The organism is Kordiimonas aquimaris, from assembly GCF_025574485.1.
Lineage (GTDB): Bacteria > Pseudomonadota > Alphaproteobacteria > Sphingomonadales > Kordiimonadaceae > Kordiimonas > Kordiimonas aquimaris.
This window is the reverse complement of the sequence record NZ_JAOBPO010000001.1, coordinates 853,052-870,326: the sequence shown is the minus strand read 5'-3', so window position 1 is coordinate 870,326 and position 17,275 is coordinate 853,052. Positions and strand designations below refer to the sequence as shown.

17 protein-coding genes are annotated in these 17,275 nt (G+C 46.5%); 7 read left to right on the top strand and 10 right to left on the bottom strand.

The features are described 5' to 3' along the window. Positions 1 to 8 precede the first annotated feature (8 nt). The 6 genes from OEU88_RS04110 to OEU88_RS04085 all read right to left on the bottom strand — a co-directional run bounded on the left by OEU88_RS04110 (position 9) and on the right by OEU88_RS04085 (position 5,573). The gene (locus tag OEU88_RS04110; RefSeq protein ID WP_262693837.1) at positions 9 to 662 is read right to left on the bottom strand and encodes an ABC-type transport auxiliary lipoprotein family protein; all 654 of its coding nucleotides are present in this window, start codon (positions 660 to 662) and stop codon (positions 9 to 11) included. Further along, positions 662 to 1,633 carry an MlaD family protein gene (locus OEU88_RS04105; protein ID WP_262693836.1) on the bottom strand — a complete coding sequence of 324 codons (972 nt, stop codon included), beginning with the start codon at positions 1,631 to 1,633 and terminating at the stop codon, positions 662 to 664. The genes OEU88_RS04110 and OEU88_RS04105 overlap by 1 nt, the downstream gene beginning before the upstream one ends. A gap of 10 nt (positions 1,634 to 1,643) precedes the next feature. After that, positions 1,644 to 2,450 carry an ABC transporter ATP-binding protein gene (locus tag OEU88_RS04100; RefSeq protein WP_262693835.1) on the bottom strand — a complete coding sequence of 269 codons (807 nt, stop codon included), beginning with the start codon at positions 2,448 to 2,450 and terminating at the stop codon, positions 1,644 to 1,646. Positions 2,451 to 2,452: 2 nt separating this feature from the next. Continuing rightward, positions 2,453 to 3,628, bottom strand: coding sequence for an ABC transporter permease (locus OEU88_RS04095; RefSeq protein ID WP_262693834.1), 1,176 nt, complete (start codon positions 3,626 to 3,628; stop codon positions 2,453 to 2,455). Positions 3,629 to 3,739: 111 nt separating this feature from the next. Continuing rightward, positions 3,740 to 4,531, bottom strand: a complete 792-nt coding sequence (locus OEU88_RS04090; protein ID WP_262693833.1) for a nucleotidyltransferase family protein — start codon at positions 4,529 to 4,531, stop codon at positions 3,740 to 3,742. A 13-nt stretch (positions 4,532 to 4,544) separates the two neighbouring features. Then, positions 4,545 to 5,573, bottom strand: coding sequence for a D-alanine--D-alanine ligase family protein (locus tag OEU88_RS04085; RefSeq protein WP_262693832.1), 1,029 nt, complete (start codon positions 5,571 to 5,573; stop codon positions 4,545 to 4,547). A 238-nt stretch (positions 5,574 to 5,811) separates the two neighbouring features. Between OEU88_RS04085 and pip the strand changes: the two genes are divergently transcribed. Together pip and OEU88_RS04075 are read left to right on the top strand one after the other, a co-directional pair. After that, entirely contained in the window at positions 5,812 to 6,777 is a 966-nt protein-coding gene (pip, locus tag OEU88_RS04080; RefSeq protein WP_262693831.1) for a prolyl aminopeptidase, read from the top strand. A gap of 111 nt (positions 6,778 to 6,888) precedes the next feature. Continuing rightward, the gene (locus OEU88_RS04075; protein ID WP_262693830.1) at positions 6,889 to 7,344 is read left to right on the top strand and encodes a copper chaperone PCu(A)C; all 456 of its coding nucleotides are present in this window, start codon (positions 6,889 to 6,891) and stop codon (positions 7,342 to 7,344) included. 12 nt (positions 7,345 to 7,356) lie between these two features. On the opposite strand, the gene hemH is transcribed toward OEU88_RS04075, so the two are convergent. Together hemH and OEU88_RS04065 are read right to left on the bottom strand one after the other, a co-directional pair. Then, positions 7,357 to 8,385, bottom strand: coding sequence for a ferrochelatase (gene hemH, locus OEU88_RS04070; RefSeq protein WP_262693829.1), 1,029 nt, complete (start codon positions 8,383 to 8,385; stop codon positions 7,357 to 7,359). Positions 8,386 to 8,436: 51 nt separating this feature from the next. Then, positions 8,437 to 9,513, bottom strand: coding sequence for a succinylglutamate desuccinylase/aspartoacylase family protein (locus tag OEU88_RS04065; RefSeq protein ID WP_262693828.1), 1,077 nt, complete (start codon positions 9,511 to 9,513; stop codon positions 8,437 to 8,439). Between the two features lie 158 nt (positions 9,514 to 9,671). On the opposite strand from OEU88_RS04065, the gene OEU88_RS04060 reads away from it, so the two are divergent. The 4 genes from OEU88_RS04060 (at position 9,672) to argB (ending at position 13,415) form a co-directional block, all read left to right on the top strand. Beyond that, positions 9,672 to 10,301: a cation transporter gene (locus OEU88_RS04060; protein WP_262693827.1), complete on the top strand. Its 630-nt coding sequence runs from the start codon at positions 9,672 to 9,674 to the stop codon at positions 10,299 to 10,301. 8 nt (positions 10,302 to 10,309) lie between these two features. After that, a complete protein-coding gene (locus OEU88_RS04055) occupies positions 10,310 to 11,596 on the top strand; it encodes an MFS transporter (protein WP_262693826.1) in 1,287 nt (428 codons plus the stop codon). Positions 11,597 to 11,748: 152 nt separating this feature from the next. Then, the gene (locus OEU88_RS04050; protein WP_262693825.1) at positions 11,749 to 12,465 is read left to right on the top strand and encodes a lysoplasmalogenase; all 717 of its coding nucleotides are present in this window, start codon (positions 11,749 to 11,751) and stop codon (positions 12,463 to 12,465) included. A gap of 47 nt (positions 12,466 to 12,512) precedes the next feature. Continuing rightward, positions 12,513 to 13,415 (top strand): acetylglutamate kinase, encoded by a 903-nt coding sequence (argB, locus tag OEU88_RS04045; RefSeq protein WP_262693824.1) that lies wholly within the window; start codon positions 12,513 to 12,515, stop codon positions 13,413 to 13,415. 38 nt (positions 13,416 to 13,453) lie between these two features. On the opposite strand, the gene OEU88_RS04040 is transcribed toward argB, so the two are convergent. After that, on the bottom strand, positions 13,454 to 14,719 hold the full coding sequence (locus OEU88_RS04040) for a DUF2336 domain-containing protein (protein ID WP_262693823.1): 1,266 nt from the start codon (positions 14,717 to 14,719) through the stop codon (positions 13,454 to 13,456). Continuing rightward, positions 14,719 to 16,377 (bottom strand): diguanylate cyclase, encoded by a 1,659-nt coding sequence (locus OEU88_RS04035; RefSeq protein ID WP_262693822.1) that lies wholly within the window; start codon positions 16,375 to 16,377, stop codon positions 14,719 to 14,721. The genes OEU88_RS04040 and OEU88_RS04035 overlap by 1 nt, the downstream gene beginning before the upstream one ends. 112 nt (positions 16,378 to 16,489) lie before the next feature. Here OEU88_RS04035 and OEU88_RS04030 point away from each other — a divergent pair, with 112 nt between their 5' ends. Next, on the top strand, positions 16,490 to 17,215 hold the full coding sequence (locus OEU88_RS04030; protein WP_262693821.1) for a pyrimidine 5'-nucleotidase: 726 nt from the start codon (positions 16,490 to 16,492) through the stop codon (positions 17,213 to 17,215). Positions 17,216 to 17,275 lie beyond the last annotated feature (60 nt).

The window sequence follows — 17,275 nt, the reverse complement described above, 5'->3', positions numbered from 1 at the left end:
TCAATAGTTTATAGTGCGCAATTACTACCAAGCGGCCCAAGCCAGTTGGCGGCGTCGCCGCTCAATGCATGCATGCCTGCCCGAAACCCGGCAACAACACTATTTCCTTGGTTTGTATCAATGGCTGTACTCACATTGAAGGCACGTTGCCCCACAAGGTGTCCATCGCGGTATCGCACCAGTGAAAACTCGATAGCCACGTCAACTGTATCGTCTCTGCTGCGTTCACCAGGAGCGAACTCAAAAGACCATACTTTCACGGTCATACGGCACCCTGCCCGCACATCCAGACCACCATCGCCCAATAATTTAACACCCGATTTCTCGCTTAAGGAACGCACGAGATAATCGCGTACAAGATCAGCAGAATTACCCGCCCAGCGCACACCTTTAAGAGTTGACCGTTGATCGTCAGGCAAAGCAACAGCAATATCAACACCTGACAGTCCCTGATTCATCAAAGGCTCCTCCAGGTAGATGATGTTTTCACTGTCCACATTCGCACTATAACCACCTTCGTAGCTCAGATTATAGACATCATCAGCAGGTCCATCATCACCGAAAGAGATAAGCGGTCCACACCCTGCAAGCAACACTAGTGCGCAGAAAAGGAAGCTCGTTATAAGCTTAGAAACAGGGATTTTAACTGTCTGTCCCACCATCAGTTACCTTCCTCTTCCGTTTTGCGTGTTTTCAGATTGTAGGGTGCTTCTTTAGCACCAAACAAAGCTTCTGAAGGGTTTTGTTCGATACGACTAACAAGCCGCGAAAGGCTACGGGCCGTCAGGCGCAAGTCGAGAATCATGCGTGAAACTTCAGGTAAGCTGCCACCAATAAATTGTGTCACCGTACCCTCATTAGCAGCTACAAGGCCATCCACTCTATTAAGCATAGCTGTTGCGGCCTGCATTGTGCCTGTCGCTTCCGCGATCAGTTGTTTGGCGTCTTCTTCAATGAGTGTATTGCCATTATCAACCAACGTGCTGATTTTCACGGCAGCGTTTTTAGCCTCGGCCAGAATAATCTGCACGTCAGCAACCATCACTTCAAGGTTATCAGTTCCATCAGCCAAATTACCTGTAAGTCGTTCAGTATTACTGAGTGTTTTGGAGATATTCGCAACATTATCATTGCTTAAAATCTTTTGTATTTGCCCCAGCATTTTGATGGCTTCGTTAACAAGGTTAGGCGCACTATCAAATATCTCCAGCAAAGGAGACGGTTCGGCTTCGATGATTGGGCGCTCAGCCCCTAGGTGCGATTCAAGCGGCGGCGAATTAGGCGACCCGCCAGACAATTCGATATATGCAACGCCTGTTAATCCCTGAAATTCAAGCCGAGCACGTGACGCTTCGCTTACCGGCACCTCAGCGCGTAGCCTGATCCATACACGCACCTTGCTTGGGTCTTGCGGGGCCAGTGTAATGTCACGGACATCGCCAACAGGAATCCCGAGATAATACACGATACTGCGTTTATAAAGGCCGCTAACAGTGCCATCAAAGTAGATGTCATAGTCTTTGTATTCAGCATCAAGGTCTACCTTGGCAATCCAAATAGCAAACGCGATAAGGCCTGCTAAGAAGCTAAGCACAAACCCACCAACCAACACATATGACGCTCTGGTTTCCATAACCCTGACCTTACTCTATTCCGGCAGCGCGTGCACGCGGCCCACCAAAATATTCTTGTACCCACGGATGATCAAAGTGAACCACTTCAGACAGCGGTGCGTTGATCAAGATACGTTTATCACCAAGTACCGCAACACGGTCGCATACTCTGTAAAGCGTGTCGAGATCATGTGTAACTAAGAAAACCGTAAGACCGAGCGACTTACTCAGGTCTTTCACAAGAGCATCGAATGCCGCAGCACCTATCGGATCAAGGCCTGCAGTTGGCTCATCAAGAAATAAAACATGAGGATCAAGCGCCAATGCCCGGGCGAGCGATGCACGTTTGCGCATACCCCCAGACAGGTCGGAAGGAAACTTGCAGGCTGCATCAAGCGGCAAACCTGCCATTGTAATTTTGCTTCGGGCAAGGTCATCCATCAAATCTGTAGGTAAATGATAATGCTCTCCAAGCGGCACTTGAACATTTTGCGCCACAGTTAAGGAGCTGAATAATGCGCCGTCTTGAAACAAAACACCCCATTCACGGCGAGAAGCACGTTCTTCGCTAGTTGTCAGGGACGCCTGATCGCGCCCATTGATGGATATAGCACCCGCTTGTGGATGGTTTAGTCCAATAATGGTCTTCAGCAGCACTGACTTTCCTGTACCAGATCCACCAACAACACCTAAAATTTCACCACGCCGCACTTCCAAGTCCAGACCATCATGCACAACATGGTCGCCGAAAGCTGTTTTCAGGCCAGTTACAACAATGGCATTATCCATTGCTTCACTCGAAGATGGCATCTTTGTAGCTATTTGCACATCTGTCATAGCTACATTCCAATACTGGTGAAAAATATCGCAAACAAAGCATCAAAAGCGATTACGAGAAAGATAGATTGAACAACACTTTTTGTCGTACGCATACCCAGCGCATCAGCACTGCCTTCAACCCGCAACCCTTGGTAACAGCCACATGTCGCAATAACAGCGGCAAAGAATGGTGCCTTTAGAATACCAACCCAATAATGCTCAACGGTAATGACATCACGAAAATAGACAACAAAATTAGCAGGCGAGATATCTAGCTGTATCCACGCCATCATTATACCGCCAGCAACACCAACGATATCTGCGTAAAAACCGAGAAGCGGCAAACATATTAACAGCGCAATTAAACGCGGCAGCACCAAAACATCAATCGGGTTCATCCCAAGTGTTTTCATCGCGTCGACTTCTTCACGCAACACCATCGAACCAATTTGAGCCGTAAATGCGCTACCTGAACGACCAGCAACAATAATGGCTGTTAATAAGATACCCAACTCACGTAAGTGCGATATACCAAGCATATCTATAACAAAAATATCGGCGCCAAACTTGGCAAGCTGAATGGCACCTTGGTTCACCATCACGGCACCAATTAAAAATGATATAAGCCCCACAATACCCATTGCACGCAAACCTGTTACCTCCATTTGATGGATAACAGGCACTAACCGAACACGGCCAGGCTCAGATACAGAACCAAACAAGCGAACTAACACAAGCCCCAGGAAACTAAGAAGCCTGCCGAGTGACCGAACCGCCAGAAAGACTGACTCGCCAGTTTCAATCAAAGGGCCGAGGTACCATGGCGGCCTTTCAGGTTCTGTAGGCGCAGGAACGGGACAACAGGTAATTACATCAAGCAAGGCTTTGTTTTGTTCTGGCACGCCCATTAATGTTGCTTCACAGTCCTCGCCCATGTGTGCAGCAAAACGACGCACCAACACGGCGCCCGTTGTATCCAGCTTTTGCAGGCCAGAACAGTCAAGGCGCATCATATCCGTTTGCGCTAGAGCACGTCCGGTTTCACAACTGCCGCCCAGTCTGGAAAATATCTCTTTGGTAACAGTATCAATCAATATGGCATTGTCGATGATCCAATTACCTTTCAGCGTTACGCGCGTTTGTGTATCGACTTTCTCAAAAGTCACAAACTCATCGATAATTGCTGCATCTACCATCAAAGCTCCACTATGGGGTCGCTACACACCATCAAAAAAACAATAATGTCATGCGGCATTATTGCCAATCAATATCGTGATTTAATGGTATTTGTTAGTGCTAAAAAATATCTAAGCAGCGTGTTGGCCAAGCAAGATTTCCGTCGCCAGCTTCTTTGAACGTGCATTGTCCACATCTATTGGTGCTTCAGGAAAGGGCATACGCACTGCAACCGCCGTCATATTAAAACGTTTACCGATTCGAGTCATAGCCTTATCGAGACTATAGAGCGAAAAACGATATGCAAATGCATTCCAGAGACCAAATGCCTTTAAAACACGGTATAAAGATTTGGCAAATTGGCCACCGGTCTGAAAAACACGTGCTGCATTAACAACGCGTTCGCTAGTAAGGGCATAAAGATTACAATTAGAATACTCACCATCAGCAAATTCATGAAACCTACGTTGACCGTCCGGGTATTTTGCAAGCAATATTTCCTTCGGCGTTAACGCAATAGCAGCGTCGCAGCCAGAGTTTCCTATCTCAGTACAAAAATGTGCAATCATTTCCGGCGACAAAAGAACATTATCAGCTGTTGTCACCAGTGTAGGGAACATACCATCACCTTCAATCGCAGCTAGGTAGCTGGAAAAAAGATCAGTTCTGGCTTCAATGGCGCGTGCCTTGCCTGCTTGTTGCAGGCGGACAAATGCAGGTACGTCACCAAGTACTGCTATGTTATCAATAACAACTGTTATCTGCTTAATTTCAGATGCGCGATCCAGGTTATCAAGCACATGCTCAACTAACTTTTTACCGGCGATCTCAATAAGGCATTTATGAGATACGCCAGCTTCAGCTGCCAATTCATTAACAATGCCGGGGCGCTGCGCCGCCATAACAACCGCATGGAACTGCATATACTGCCTTTACTTAAGCTAAGTCAGATTCGGTTATAACATTTTGTCGTAGCATACTGTGGCACAAAATTGTCTCTACCAATTCTGTATACGACACACCCGCACCCCGCGCCGAAAATGGTATTGCTTTTTTGGACCAAAGATTACAGCTCAGGTTGATTTCAAGAAAATTCAGGCGATCCGTTTCCGGATCATACTTAAATTCCATTCTGCCATAATCGCACGGCCATATCTCAGGCATAATTGCCTCTGCTGCTGCATGAAGTCGGTCGATAATCGCTTGGTTATCATATATTTTGAGTACGACATCATCTGTCGCCGTAAGGTGCCGCTTCTGTTCGTACGACCTAATGGCTAAGGGGTCATCAACATGAAACCGTACGATAGGCAATATCCACGGGCCGCGCGCACCAACAATTGGTACAGCTAGCTCGTATCCATCAACGAAGCTTTCCACTATCACATCGTGCCCTGCTGAATGCAGATACTGAATGTGTTCCTTGGCTTCATCCCAGCTATCTGTCGCCTTAATCCCCCATGAAGCTGAACTCGCATTAGGCTTTATCACCAGGCGAGTCCATTCAAATTTTGGCTTGTTCGTCTCAAGACAATCAACATCAAGACAACCGCGGCGATATATCTCCCAATCCGGTGTCGTAAGGCCGCGGCTTTTTGAGGCTAGTTTCATCAGGTGCTTGTCATCGCCAAGTCCACGAATAATAGGACTGGCCCCCAAAAAAGGAACCCGGTTGTATGTCGCCAATAAAGGTGCAAGCATTTCGCTGTTCAGGAAACCACCCCGATTAAAGAGCGTTAAGAGAAAATCATAATCAGGCTTGTCAAAAACCCGCTCATAATGACCGCTGGCCTCCACGCTAAAGCCAATTTCTTTCAGCGTTTCGCGTAATTCATAGTGGTAAACAGCGTGTGTGCCATCTTCCGCGTCAGGCTGACCATCACCTTCTGCCCATTTTGCCAAAAAGAGGATTTTAAGCTGTTTTTTAACATCTTCTTTGAGGCGAAGACAGTTTTCGTGCGGCATAGTTACCTCATAGCGAAGCGTTTATTCGACGAACTAATTACTATTAGATTGCCTTTTTCGACCAAAGGTTACAGCCTAGACCCACTTAAAAATAGACAGCCTGCTTTTCAACCTAACCCGAACCTCATCTACATCTTTTTCTTCTCCAAGCCAAATTATTTTAAAGAAAAGACATTAAGTCCTGACAGTCTTGTCTTGTTGTGATTGCGAGGTTAAACTTACAAAAAAGGACATACAATTGCGCGCAGACAGCAAACTAGCACTACGAACACTATATCCACCGATACAGCCTTATGCCGCTGATTGGGTAACTGTTGAAAACGGCCACCGTATATATGTGGAACAGTCTGGCGCACCTGATGGCATCCCCGTTTTATTTGTACATGGTGGCCCTGGTGGCGGCACCAGCCCAGTACAACGCCGGTTCTTTAACCCTCGAAAATATCGTATTATATTATTTGATCAGCGCGGGTGCGGTAAAAGCCAGCCTCATGCATCTTTAAATCATAATACAACGCAGCACCTGATCGGCGATATGGAGCTTATTAGAGAAGCCCTATCTATCGACAATTGGCTACTGTTTGGCGGATCATGGGGAAGCACACTATCTCTTCTTTATGCTCAAGCTTATCCCGAACGCACAAGAGGTCTTATCCTAAGAGGTATATTCTTGATGCGTGAACGCGAGATGGACTGGTTCTATAAAGATGGGACCAGCCGCATCTTCCCTGAAGCTTGGGAACAATTTAGAAGCATGGTCCCTGAGGGCGAACAGAATGATTTAATCGCCGCTTATTATAAACGCCTATCTGATCCGGAATTTGAAAAAGAACGCCTACAGTTTGCAAAAGAATGGAGTCTTTGGGAAGCAAGCTCCGTTACATTAATGCCAGACGAAGAACAACAAGCGCATTCTGTAGACCCTATATTTGCGCTCGCTTTTGCGCGCATTGAAGCACACTATTTTCACAATAGGGGCTTCCTGAAGCGCGAAAATCAAATTTTGGAAGATGCTCACAAACTCAACGGCATCCCGACCACCATTATTCAAGGCAGATACGATTCAATATGTCCGCCAAGTTCAGCGTGGGAATTGGCGCAAGCCATGCCATGGGCAAAACTAAAAATTGTACCCATTGCTGGCCATTCTGCTTTTGAGCCCGCGATTCAGCATGAGTTAATTTGCGCCACTGATGCGGCATAGCGCCTCACTGGGCTTAACAAATCACAATGTATCCTCTATCGAAACAATCAGTGAAGCTGCAAACCCTCAAGTATGAACAGGCAATCGCCCTTCAAGCATAGAGAGATTGACATGACAAAGATGCTAATGACTTTGCTGCTGACTTTTTGTTTTGCTCATCCTGTTTTTGCGCACGGCAACCCTGCGCACGAATCGCTTGATCTATCTAATGCCTGGGCACGCAAAACAGGCAGGCGCAGCGTATCTGCCGCTGTTTACTTTGACATTCACAATCAAACACACGCGCAAGAAACATTGACAGCTGTGTCAAGCGACCGCGCAGCAATTGCAATGATTCACCGCTCGTTCGAGCAAGACGACATAATGCGGATGGAAATGCAGGACGAAGTACCCATTGCGCCTGCAGAGAAGCTTTCTTTTGAGCCCGGCAGCTACCATGTCATGTTGATTGATTTAACAGAGCCCCTAGTGGAAGGCGATGTGTTTCCTGTCACTCTATCTTTCAAGAATGCTGGCGATGTAACCATTTACGTAGAAGTCACCGGAATAAGCGGGCCACAAAATTAACTAACCAACAGCCTACTTTGTAAGCCACCCAGAAACTTCGTCACGGATCACATGTTCAAGCACCTCAATGCCAATTTCTGTGTCATTAAGGCAGGGAATATAGTGGAAGTGTGTCCCTCCCTCGCTCAGGAATTGCTCCCTCAGTTCCATATTCAGTTCTTCAAGTGTCTCCAGACAGTCAACACTGAAGGCCGGTGCCATAACGGCGAGTCGTTTCACGCCTGATGCCGCTAACTCTGATACCGTTTTATCTGTATACGGGCTCACCCATTCCGCGGGCCCGACACGAGACTGAAAGCTTGTAACAACCGTTCCAGCATCAAAATTGGTTGCTTCCTCAAATTGCCGCGAGGTCTTTTTACAGTAGCACGGATAAGGGTCACCCTTATCATAGTATGATTGCGGGATAGAGTGATACGACATCAATATTTTTTCCGGCTGCCAATCGATAGTATTAAGCGATTCATGGGCCGAACGCGCCAAGGCCTTGATATATTTGGGATGGTCATTGTAACGATTAATCGTGTGCACACCGGGTTGCCAGCGCATTTTCCCAAGGCATTCAAATACTTTATCATACGAAGACGCTGTGGTTGTCGCACTATATTGCGGGTAAAGAGCAAACGGAATAATGCGCTCACAGCCTTTAGCTTTCAGTTCCTCCAATGCATTCATTATTGAAGGGTCGCCATAACGAAACGCCCAAGCCACTTCCAGCGTATCCCCAAAGCTGGTTTGCAGTTTTTCTGCCTGTGACCGCGCATATGTGCGCAGCGGAGACTCATCTTTCTCATTATCCCATATTTTTGCATATGCCTTCGCCGAGCGCAGTGGACGAAAAGTCAAGATAGGGCCATATAGTACAGGCAACCACAATGCTCGCGGTGTTTCAATAACACGCGGGTCTGATAAAAATTCCGCCAAATACTTACGCACAGACCAATATGTTGGGGCCTCAGGGGTGCCGAGCGATATTAACAGCAACCCTGTTTTACCAAACTTCACCTTTGGGTGGTCTGTAGGCAAATGTTCAATATCCATAATAGTGTCTTTTTCTTTTAATTAATGAGCGCTTCAAACCTGCTGAGACTTCTAACGTAGTATACGTACCAGCATTGCGCCTGGTTCTCTTAAAGGATCTGTCGCTACAGACAAAACAATACCGTCATGCGGTGCAACATATGTTGCAATTTCCTGCCCATAAGCATCAAGCATAACTGCCAACACCTGATTTTGCCTGACATGCTCTTTCAGACCAACTTTCAAATAAGCAAATCCGCCCACTTCCGTATAGACATTTGTTGACACGGAACCCACGAATGGTTCTGTCGCAGACTCCATTTTCACGCCTTCAATCATTTCTGCGCCAATCATAAGATTACGCAACCCCGATACAGCGCGCGCAATCAAGTCAGGCTGCCACTTTTTTGGTCCACCTACTTCAAATGTAACAGCTGGAATACCACGGCTTAAAAAACTTGTTTCAAGCGTACCCTTTTGCCCGGCGTCATTTTTGATCATGTCTGGCATTAAATCGAATGCCATTTGCCGGGATATATCGTTCCTGAAATCCGAAAAAACAAACAAAGGATAAAGCGTGCCGATGGTTTGCGTATGAAGATCAACTGCCAAATCAAAATCAGCTGATAAAATACTGGCCCAAAGACGTGCAACATAACGTTCAGCTACATCGCCGCCGTCCAGTCGACCCGGAAATATGCGATTTAAGTCCGTTTTAGAGCCGCCGCCGTCAGAGCCAACAAAGTGTCTGCTATTGGCAATCATACCTGGCTGATTAAGCCCTGGAACCGCAACAATTAAGCCACTAACCGCTTGTGTATCCAAGCCATCAATCAGACTGTGAATAGCTGCAATACCGTTTAATTCATCGCCGTGTACGGCGGCTGTTAATAATAGCTTAGGGCCAGGCTTTGCGCCTTTAGCCACAATGATTGGAACCCAAATAGGCTGCCCTGTATTGGTGCTGCCTGCACGAAATTTAAGCCTGTGTATCCCCACATCCATTTGAGCCGCGTTCAGCATCTCAATTTCAATGGCGTCACCAAGCGACGCACCAAAGCTCGCATGCGCGTTTTGCATAGCCGGCAACAACAAGCCTGCCGATATTAAAACGGCAATCCGTATCCAGGACAGTTTCAAAAAATGCATAAAAACATGCCACTTTCGTTCAAGCGCTAGCAAATATAATGACCATATAATGCTCACCACAGGAACGAGATTGCAATGGTTGCTAGAAAAATGATGTTGCACATCCGCCATGAAAAGGGCCTAATAAACTTCTGTGTATCTACATTTGAGAGAACATCATGGGCGCCCATTGTTGTGACGATGTAAAGTTTGACGGTATAGATCCGGCCTATAAACGTGCCTTAATTGCTGTCATCATCATTAATGCACTTATGTTTTTAATCGAAATGCCAATGGGGTTTGTTGGCCAGTCACAGGCACTAAAAGCAGATGCGCTAGACTTTCTTGGGGACACACTGACGTATACAATATCACTACTCGTTATTGGAAAGGCTGCGACCCTAAGGGCCAAGGTAGCTCTCTTGAAAGGGTTAAGTCTGGCTGCCATGGGAATTTGGGTGCTTGGCTCAACCATATACAGTGTCTTCTACACCACTGAACCTGCCGCGTTGATTATGGGGTCTGTAGGAATGGCCGCTCTGATCGCAAACCTGATCAGCGTTCTTCTCCTTATGCGTTATAAGGATGGTGATGCAAACGTGAGATCAGTTTGGTTGTGTAGCCGCAATGATGCAATTGGCAATGTCATGGTAATGCTTGCAGCATCTGGTGTTTGGGCCTCTGGCACAGGTTGGCCAGACCTAATCGTAGCAACATTAATGGCGACACTGTTTATCACCGGCGCGGTCGCAATTATCAAACAGGCACGCGCTGAGATAAACCACCCACCCCACGCGCCTGCAGAATAGACAAAACAGTGGCAGCCAAAAATAAACACTTCTTACTGACTAAACGCTTTTTTCCGCTATTTTTGACCCAATTTCTTGGTGCATTTAACGATAACCTTTTTCGACAAGCCGTAATTATTCTGATCACTTTCCGCTTTGCTGCTGAGATTGGCATGTCCCCACCAATGCTTACCAATCTGGCAGTCGGGTTATTCATTCTACCATTTTTCATATTTTCAGCTCTGGCCGGGCAAATGGCGGATAAGCTTGAAAAAAGCGATCAGATAGTCTGGATCAAAGTGTGGGAAATTGGCCTGATGATACTCGGTGCTGTTGCCTTTCATTTTGAAAGCCTGCCAATGATGATTGCCGTGCTCGCGGGCCTCGGGCTTCAGTCCACCTTTTTTGGACCTATTAAGTACGGTATTTTGCCTGACCTGATGAAAGAGAAGGAACTACTCGGGGCAAATGCTCTTGTGGAAGCTGGAACTTTTATAGCAATTTTAGCAGGCACTATAATTGGCGGTATATTGGTTTTGAGCGAAAATGGTCTTGCACAGGTATCCTTATTCATGATTGCCATTGCCGTCATCGGCACCTTTAGCGGAAGACTTGTGCCTAAAACCGGTCAGGCTGCACCCGATCTTACCATTAACCTAAATATCTTCACCTCGACGAGAAGCCTTATCAAAAGCTCCTGGTCAGAGCCTACAACCAAAAGAGCCATGCTGGGTATAAGCTGGATCTGGCTGCTGGGCACAATCTTCATTGCACAGATACCGGACATCGTTAAAAACCGCCTCAATGGAGATGAGCAAATCGTCACAATGTTCATGGCCTGCTTTTCACTTGGAATCGGCGTCGGCTCTCTTGCATGCAACCGCATTCTGAAAGGTGCGCTCTCAGCAAGGTTGGCTGCACCCGGACTGCTCGTTTTGATGATTGCCTCCACTTTGTTGTATCTCATTCTTCCAAACGGGATCGAAACGACAAGCACGCCAATGTCAATTACAGCATTTATGAGCGCACCTACAAACTGGATTATAACCACTATCCTTACCATCATCGCAATGAGTGCTGGCATGGTTATCGTGCCGTTATACGCCGTTCTACAACACCACACACAGCGGGAAAAACGCTCCCGAATTATGGCTGCTACCAATATTGTAAATAGTGCCTTTATGGCAGGCGGCTCTCTCATTGCTGCTGCACTAATCGGGTTTGGCCTGTCTTCTCCCGATATTTTATTGATCGTAGGTTTAGCCAATCTCGGCTTTCTACCAGGTGTGCGCTCATTGCATAAGTCGCTGACTTAAAAGCATGCCTTGATGCGAGATTTTCCCGTAATATCGATATTTAAATTGCGCTTGCCATGATTACACTACAAACACAAAATACATACATTTGAATCAAAGACTTGAGGCATTGGGTTGCAAGCGATTATAGTGTCGCATTAAGGGGAGCGATTTTGACGCAACTATTCGGCAGACGTAAACGACCCATTGTGGAAGGTATCGGGCAGCTTATGTTGTTCCTGTCTGCCGTTGCTTCGGTTGTCTATGTAGGCGGATGGTACCCCGAAGGCCTTCTTTGGCAACCACTAGCGAAAGCAGGCGCTGTTGGTTTTCTGGCACTTTTTGTCATAATAACTGCGCAAACCTCCAATCACATGCTTTTAATTCTCGCGCTACTTGCTTCAGTTGTTGGCGATGTAATGCTGGTGCTTCCTGCAGAGAATAGCTTTCTGCATGGCTTGTCAGCTTTTTTTGCTGCTCACGTAGTTTATATTTTTCTGTTTATGAAAAACCGCATGCATTCTGCCGACATAACAAGTGCACGAACACGTATCAGTGCTTTGTATTGGGCATTAGGCGGTGTGGCGGCATTTCTACTTTACCCAACATTGGGCGACATGCTAATTCCAGTGTTCGCTTATATCCTCGTTCTGACATTGATGGCGACAATGGCCATGTTCAGCCGCTTTCCTCCACGCTTGGTTGGCTTTGGTGTAACATTATTTCTTATTTCAGACGGACTACTTGGTGCTGGAAAATTTCTGAATTTCACCTACGGCGAACCTTATGCTGTTTGGGGCACCTACTATTTTGCACAGTTATTTATCACTTTAGGTGTCATGATATACGATGAACGGCCAACACATTTTGGCGGCTACCGATTTGACTAATCTGTTAAAACACACCTCCCTAATTCTCTACACATTATTCTGAGGCCATGCTGATCGTGGACAAGCAAAAGAAGAAACTACAAAAAAAAGCTTCAACTCTTGTTGAGGCACTCCCTTACATGCGCAAATACTCCGGCGAAACTTTTGTTATTAAATACGGCGGACATGCCATGGGTGATAGCGCACTCGCCAATCAATTTGCCGAAGACATCACACTTCTGAAACAAGTTGGTATAAACCCCGTTGTTGTACATGGTGGTGGGCCACAAATCGGCGACATGCTGTCACGGTTATCTATTGAAAGCGAATTTATTGACGGGCTGCGTGTTACCAGCAAAGCTACTGTTGAAATTGCAGAAATGGTTCTGTGTGGCTCTGTATGTAAATCCATTGTTGCAGATATAAATGCCGTTGGTGGCAGGGCCATTGGACTATCTGGCAAGGATAGTTCTCTTGTTATGGCCAAGAAAGCACACCGAACAAAGCCCGATCCAGACTCAAATCTGGAACAGGTCATTGATCTTGGCTTTGTTGGTGATCCTGTTCAGGTTGACCCCACAATTCTTGAACAAAGTATCGATAATGGCATCATCCCCGTTATCTCCCCAATAGCTGCAGGCTTGGACGGTCATACATACAATATTAATGCTGACACTATGGCGGGGGCAATTGCTGGCGCGCTTGGCGCACGCAGGTTTTTCCTTCTTACTGATGTAGCAGGCGTTTTAAACAAAGACGGCGACATGTTAACAGAGCTGGATGCTGACGACATTGAGCGCCTCAGAGAAGACGGCACGATAACAGGGGGAATGATCCCAAAAGTTGAGACATGCCTTAAAGCAGTAGATGCTGGCGTTAAAGGTGCTGTTATTATAGACGGTCGTGTGAAACATGCTCTATTGCTGGAAATTTTCACAGAACGCGGCGCAGGTACCTTGATTAGATCATAACCCTCATAGAGCTTCGCTGATCTACCAAAAAGATATTATCAAGATTGATCAAGGAAGTAGCTTAAATGCCACTCCAGCTCATCATCTTTAATAGGATACTTGGTGCCATGCTTGGCGTGAAGTAACTGCGCAGTTGGCACCAAAGCAAACCGAGTTTGCATTTCATATGCGGTGCGCATTGTAAGGCCCGCTTTCCAACAAAGCGCCGTAACAGCACGGCCACTTTTGGAGTGGATAACCTGCCGTACCGCATCGACAGTCATATCCGCCATTACTGCCAAACACTGGATAAGTAATTCACGCCTATTTTGACTGATCTGCTCTAAAACAAACTTATCATCCAGCATACTTCGTTCATAATAATCCAGTGCCGTTTGCGCGTATTTTTCTTCGTCATCGTCACCTGGTTTCTCACTGGCCAAACGTTCACGTACTTTATCAAGCAATTCTTCAGCTTGATCTTCCGAAAGCTCACTTTGCTCCATCATGGCATGAACAAGTGCCGAAGCCACAAACCCGGCAATACGTTTCATTGCACGCACAGAAAGTTGTGGCCTGAGCGCAAGTGGTCGGTGTAAATCCTCTACCGTTGCAGCTTGTGAAATAATCTGATCAAGCGTGTCTTCACGTATTTGAGCATTTCGGTTTGTCAGCAATGCCGAAACAGCCGGAACATCAAGCGTTGTTGCAATTTCTTGTGAAACTTCTTCGGAGACAACAACACGGTTAGCAATTGACTCAAGCGCTTTAGAGCTAATTCCTGCTGCGATAATCTCGCGCAGATCATCATCGTTTAAAAGCGGTGAATACTGCAGGATAGGCCCGCAAACCACATCTTCAATATCGCGGGCTAAGCGTGTGATTAACTGCTTAGGTACGTTCTCGGCATCCTTAATCTCTTGTGATACCATCGCCCTGATCTTAGGTAACTGATCACTTGCCAAATCTTCCAGTACAGCAATCGACTTATCACGCAGAGACTTTTGTTCTTCCTCCTTAAGGCCTGGTACAAGCCGGCCTATTTTCCGTGCGAGTTCAGCTCGCACTTCTTCGTCGCTGTCACTTTTAAGTATCTCGTCAGCCTGTATCGGTGTTGACGTGTTTTTTGCTATATTACGCCGCACTGAAACCGACTCGTCTTCAGCAAGATAATACAGGACTTCGGGACGAGCATCACGCCGCTCAGCAAGTTGAATACGCTGCTGTTCCGTTCCTTCCCGCAATATTGTCTGCTCCTGCTCAACAGTCAGCGTTAATGGCAATTCCTTTTGCCCACCAAAAATATTCTTAAGCTTGTTCAGCATCAGGCAGACACCTCCTTTTCACGAGGTTCATTTAAAGGGCCGTCTGCAATGGCAACACCATTTCGTCCTTGATTCTTCACTTCATACAACGCGCCGTCAGCACGCTCTGCCAGATCAGCAAACTTCAAATCAACACCAGGAACCGACCGGCAAATGCCGATAGATGCAGAAAGCTGCAATTCAGCATTGCCAATTTTTTCTCTTATACCCGGCATGGCATCAATAATGTTTCTGGCTTTCAATGCAGCATTTGCAGCTGAAATATCCTCCAACCAGACAACAAACTCGTCGCCGCCGTATCTACCTGCATAATCAGATGCCCGAATGATGGTCTTCAACACATCACCCATCAGATGAATGGCTTTATCACCTGCACCATGTCCCAGCGTATCATTCACTTCCTTGAAGTGATCCAGATCAATGAACAATAAACATCCACTTTGCCCAGAACGGCATTGCTGCTGCAAACGACGCTCAACAATTTCAATAAATGCGCGCCGATTGGAAAGACCTGTTAGTTCATCGAGCGACGAAAGCCGCGTCAATCGGTTAATGAGTTGCGCTTTGCCGAAGGCTGCGGCCAAAGAGCCAATAATATCAGACAGAAGCTGCCGCTCATGGTCAGCCCAAGGAAAAAGGTTTGTATCACGGCTCACAACTATCATGCCAATACCGCGATCATTTTGTTCGAGACGAACAGCCAAATGCTTTCGCCCCATATCTTCCACTTCAACAACAGTCTCAGATGAAAGTGCCAAATCTCGCCAAATCATTTCTGTATTTGGCGTAACTGCGCCATCCCCACTGATAGCAACAGGTACTAGTCCTTCAGGGTACTTAACAACCGACCACACCAAATCGGCACGCAGCATTTCGATCAGTTCATTGGAGGCGCTATCCAGCAAATCCTCTGATGTCTCGGCACTATTAAGCAGATCAACAATTCGCTGCTGCAATCCCAAGCGTAAATTGTCCATGCGTGTCTGGCGCTCACTAGCAACACGGCTGGAAACATCTGTGCATGTGCCCCGCACGCCGATGAAGTTTTGATGGTCATCGAACCTTGGTTCTACCGTAAACGAAACCCAACTTTTCACACCTTCTATAATTTCAACCTGAATCGTTTCAAAATTTGATGCGGTCTTCGATGACAACGGACTACGTGCTGGTATCTTTCCAGTTGGCCAAAACAAGTCATCTGCACATCGTCCAATCCAGGGCTCTAGGTTACAACCAAAGGCATTCATGGGGGATAAAAATCTAAATATGCGGTCGGCGTCCACCTCAAAGCTCAGATCCACGGCTCGATCAAGAAGAGATTTCAACATTGCCCTACTTTCAAGCAAGGCTTCCGTCATTTGATCATTTAGAGTTGTGTCACGCCCAACAATCAACACTCCATCGGGATGCGGGCACGCCGTCAACCAGAACCGTTCTTCTTTTGCTGAAACCAAACGCGCTTCTGCAGGTATATGCTGTTGAAACACAGTGTGTGCTAACTCTTTGATTTGAGGAGAGCCACTTTTCCATGCGTGTGCAAGAACATCACCAGATGGCGATTGCTGCAAAAGCTGCTCTTCTGCGCCCACCAATATAGCCCGCACATCAGCAGCACTCGTTAAAGAAGGCTGGAAAGCTCTTTTTTTGAATAGTCCCAAATCTATTTCCAATATGGAGTCTGGTAACAGTTACTCACATACGTTAAGACCTCACGGTTAATGTTGTTTTAACGCAGCATCAATGTCTGCCATCTTCGTTTGAGAAATAAACATGACACTGAGCAACTCTTCCGGCCCTAAAGCTATTTCCGAGGTTTTCCTTGAAAACAGAGATGTTTTCGTCTTCGATCTCGACAACACTCTTTACCCATCGGAAAACAATCTGTTTGCACAAGTCGATGTAAAAATTGGAGAATATGTGCAGAAATTCCTTCAGCTTGGTCCTGAAGATGCACGTGCTGTACAAAAACGATATTTACTAGAGCACGGCACAACCCTTAAAGGGTTGATGGCTAATCATACAATTGATCCGCAACATTATATGGACAGTGTGCATGATATTGACATGTCACTACTGCAAAAAAATACCCAACTTCGTGAGGCACTTCTCAATTTGGACGGTCGGCGGATTGTTTTTACAAACGCCGACACAGCTTATGCTGAACGTGTACTCGCCCGTATTGGTATAGCTGACCTTTTTGAAGATATTTTCGATATTCACCGCGCAAAGCTAGAACCCAAGCCTGCGCCTCATATTTATGATAACTTCCTCAGTGAATTCAACATTGACCCAAAGCGGGCAATAATGTTCGAGGACATGGCGCGAAACCTGATCCCGGCACACGCGCGAGGCATGGCGACAGTATGGATTGATACGGATAGTGTTTGGGGAAACGCAGACCATCACCCGTCTTTCATTGACGCCGAAACAACGTCTTTACCAAGCTGGCTTGAAACCTACCTTGATCACAAAGACGCGAACAAGGCTAAAAGCTAGGTTTCCGCAACTCCGACACATTGACTCCGTAAGCAAGATGGCTATTGTTTGCGCCCATTC

Excerpts from the sequence above, each read along its gene's own strand:
- OEU88_RS04060 (WP_262693827.1), top strand. The coding sequence starts at position 9,672 with ATGGGCGCCCATTGTTGTGACGATGTAAAGTTTGACGGTATAGATCCG.
- hemH (WP_262693829.1), bottom strand. The coding sequence starts at position 8,385 with ATGGATATTGAACATTTGCCTACAGACCACCCAAAGGTGAAGTTTGGT.
- OEU88_RS04085 (WP_262693832.1), bottom strand. The coding sequence starts at position 5,573 with ATGCCGCACGAAAACTGTCTTCGCCTCAAAGAAGATGTTAAAAAACAG.
- OEU88_RS04090 (WP_262693833.1), bottom strand. The coding sequence starts at position 4,531 with ATGCAGTTCCATGCGGTTGTTATGGCGGCGCAGCGCCCCGGCATTGTT.
- OEU88_RS04040 (WP_262693823.1), bottom strand. The coding sequence starts at position 14,719 with ATGCTGAACAAGCTTAAGAATATTTTTGGTGGGCAAAAGGAATTGCCA.
- argB (WP_262693824.1), top strand. The coding sequence starts at position 12,513 with ATGCTGATCGTGGACAAGCAAAAGAAGAAACTACAAAAAAAAGCTTCA.
- OEU88_RS04110 (WP_262693837.1), bottom strand. The coding sequence starts at position 662 with ATGGTGGGACAGACAGTTAAAATCCCTGTTTCTAAGCTTATAACGAGC.
- OEU88_RS04105 (WP_262693836.1), bottom strand. The coding sequence starts at position 1,633 with ATGGAAACCAGAGCGTCATATGTGTTGGTTGGTGGGTTTGTGCTTAGC.
- OEU88_RS04030 (WP_262693821.1), top strand. The coding sequence starts at position 16,490 with ATGACACTGAGCAACTCTTCCGGCCCTAAAGCTATTTCCGAGGTTTTC.
- OEU88_RS04100 (WP_262693835.1), bottom strand. The coding sequence starts at position 2,450 with ATGACAGATGTGCAAATAGCTACAAAGATGCCATCTTCGAGTGAAGCA.
- OEU88_RS04075 (WP_262693830.1), top strand. The coding sequence starts at position 6,889 with ATGACAAAGATGCTAATGACTTTGCTGCTGACTTTTTGTTTTGCTCAT.
- OEU88_RS04065 (WP_262693828.1), bottom strand. The coding sequence starts at position 9,513 with ATGCATTTTTTGAAACTGTCCTGGATACGGATTGCCGTTTTAATATCG.
- OEU88_RS04095 (WP_262693834.1), bottom strand. The coding sequence starts at position 3,628 with ATGGTAGATGCAGCAATTATCGATGAGTTTGTGACTTTTGAGAAAGTC.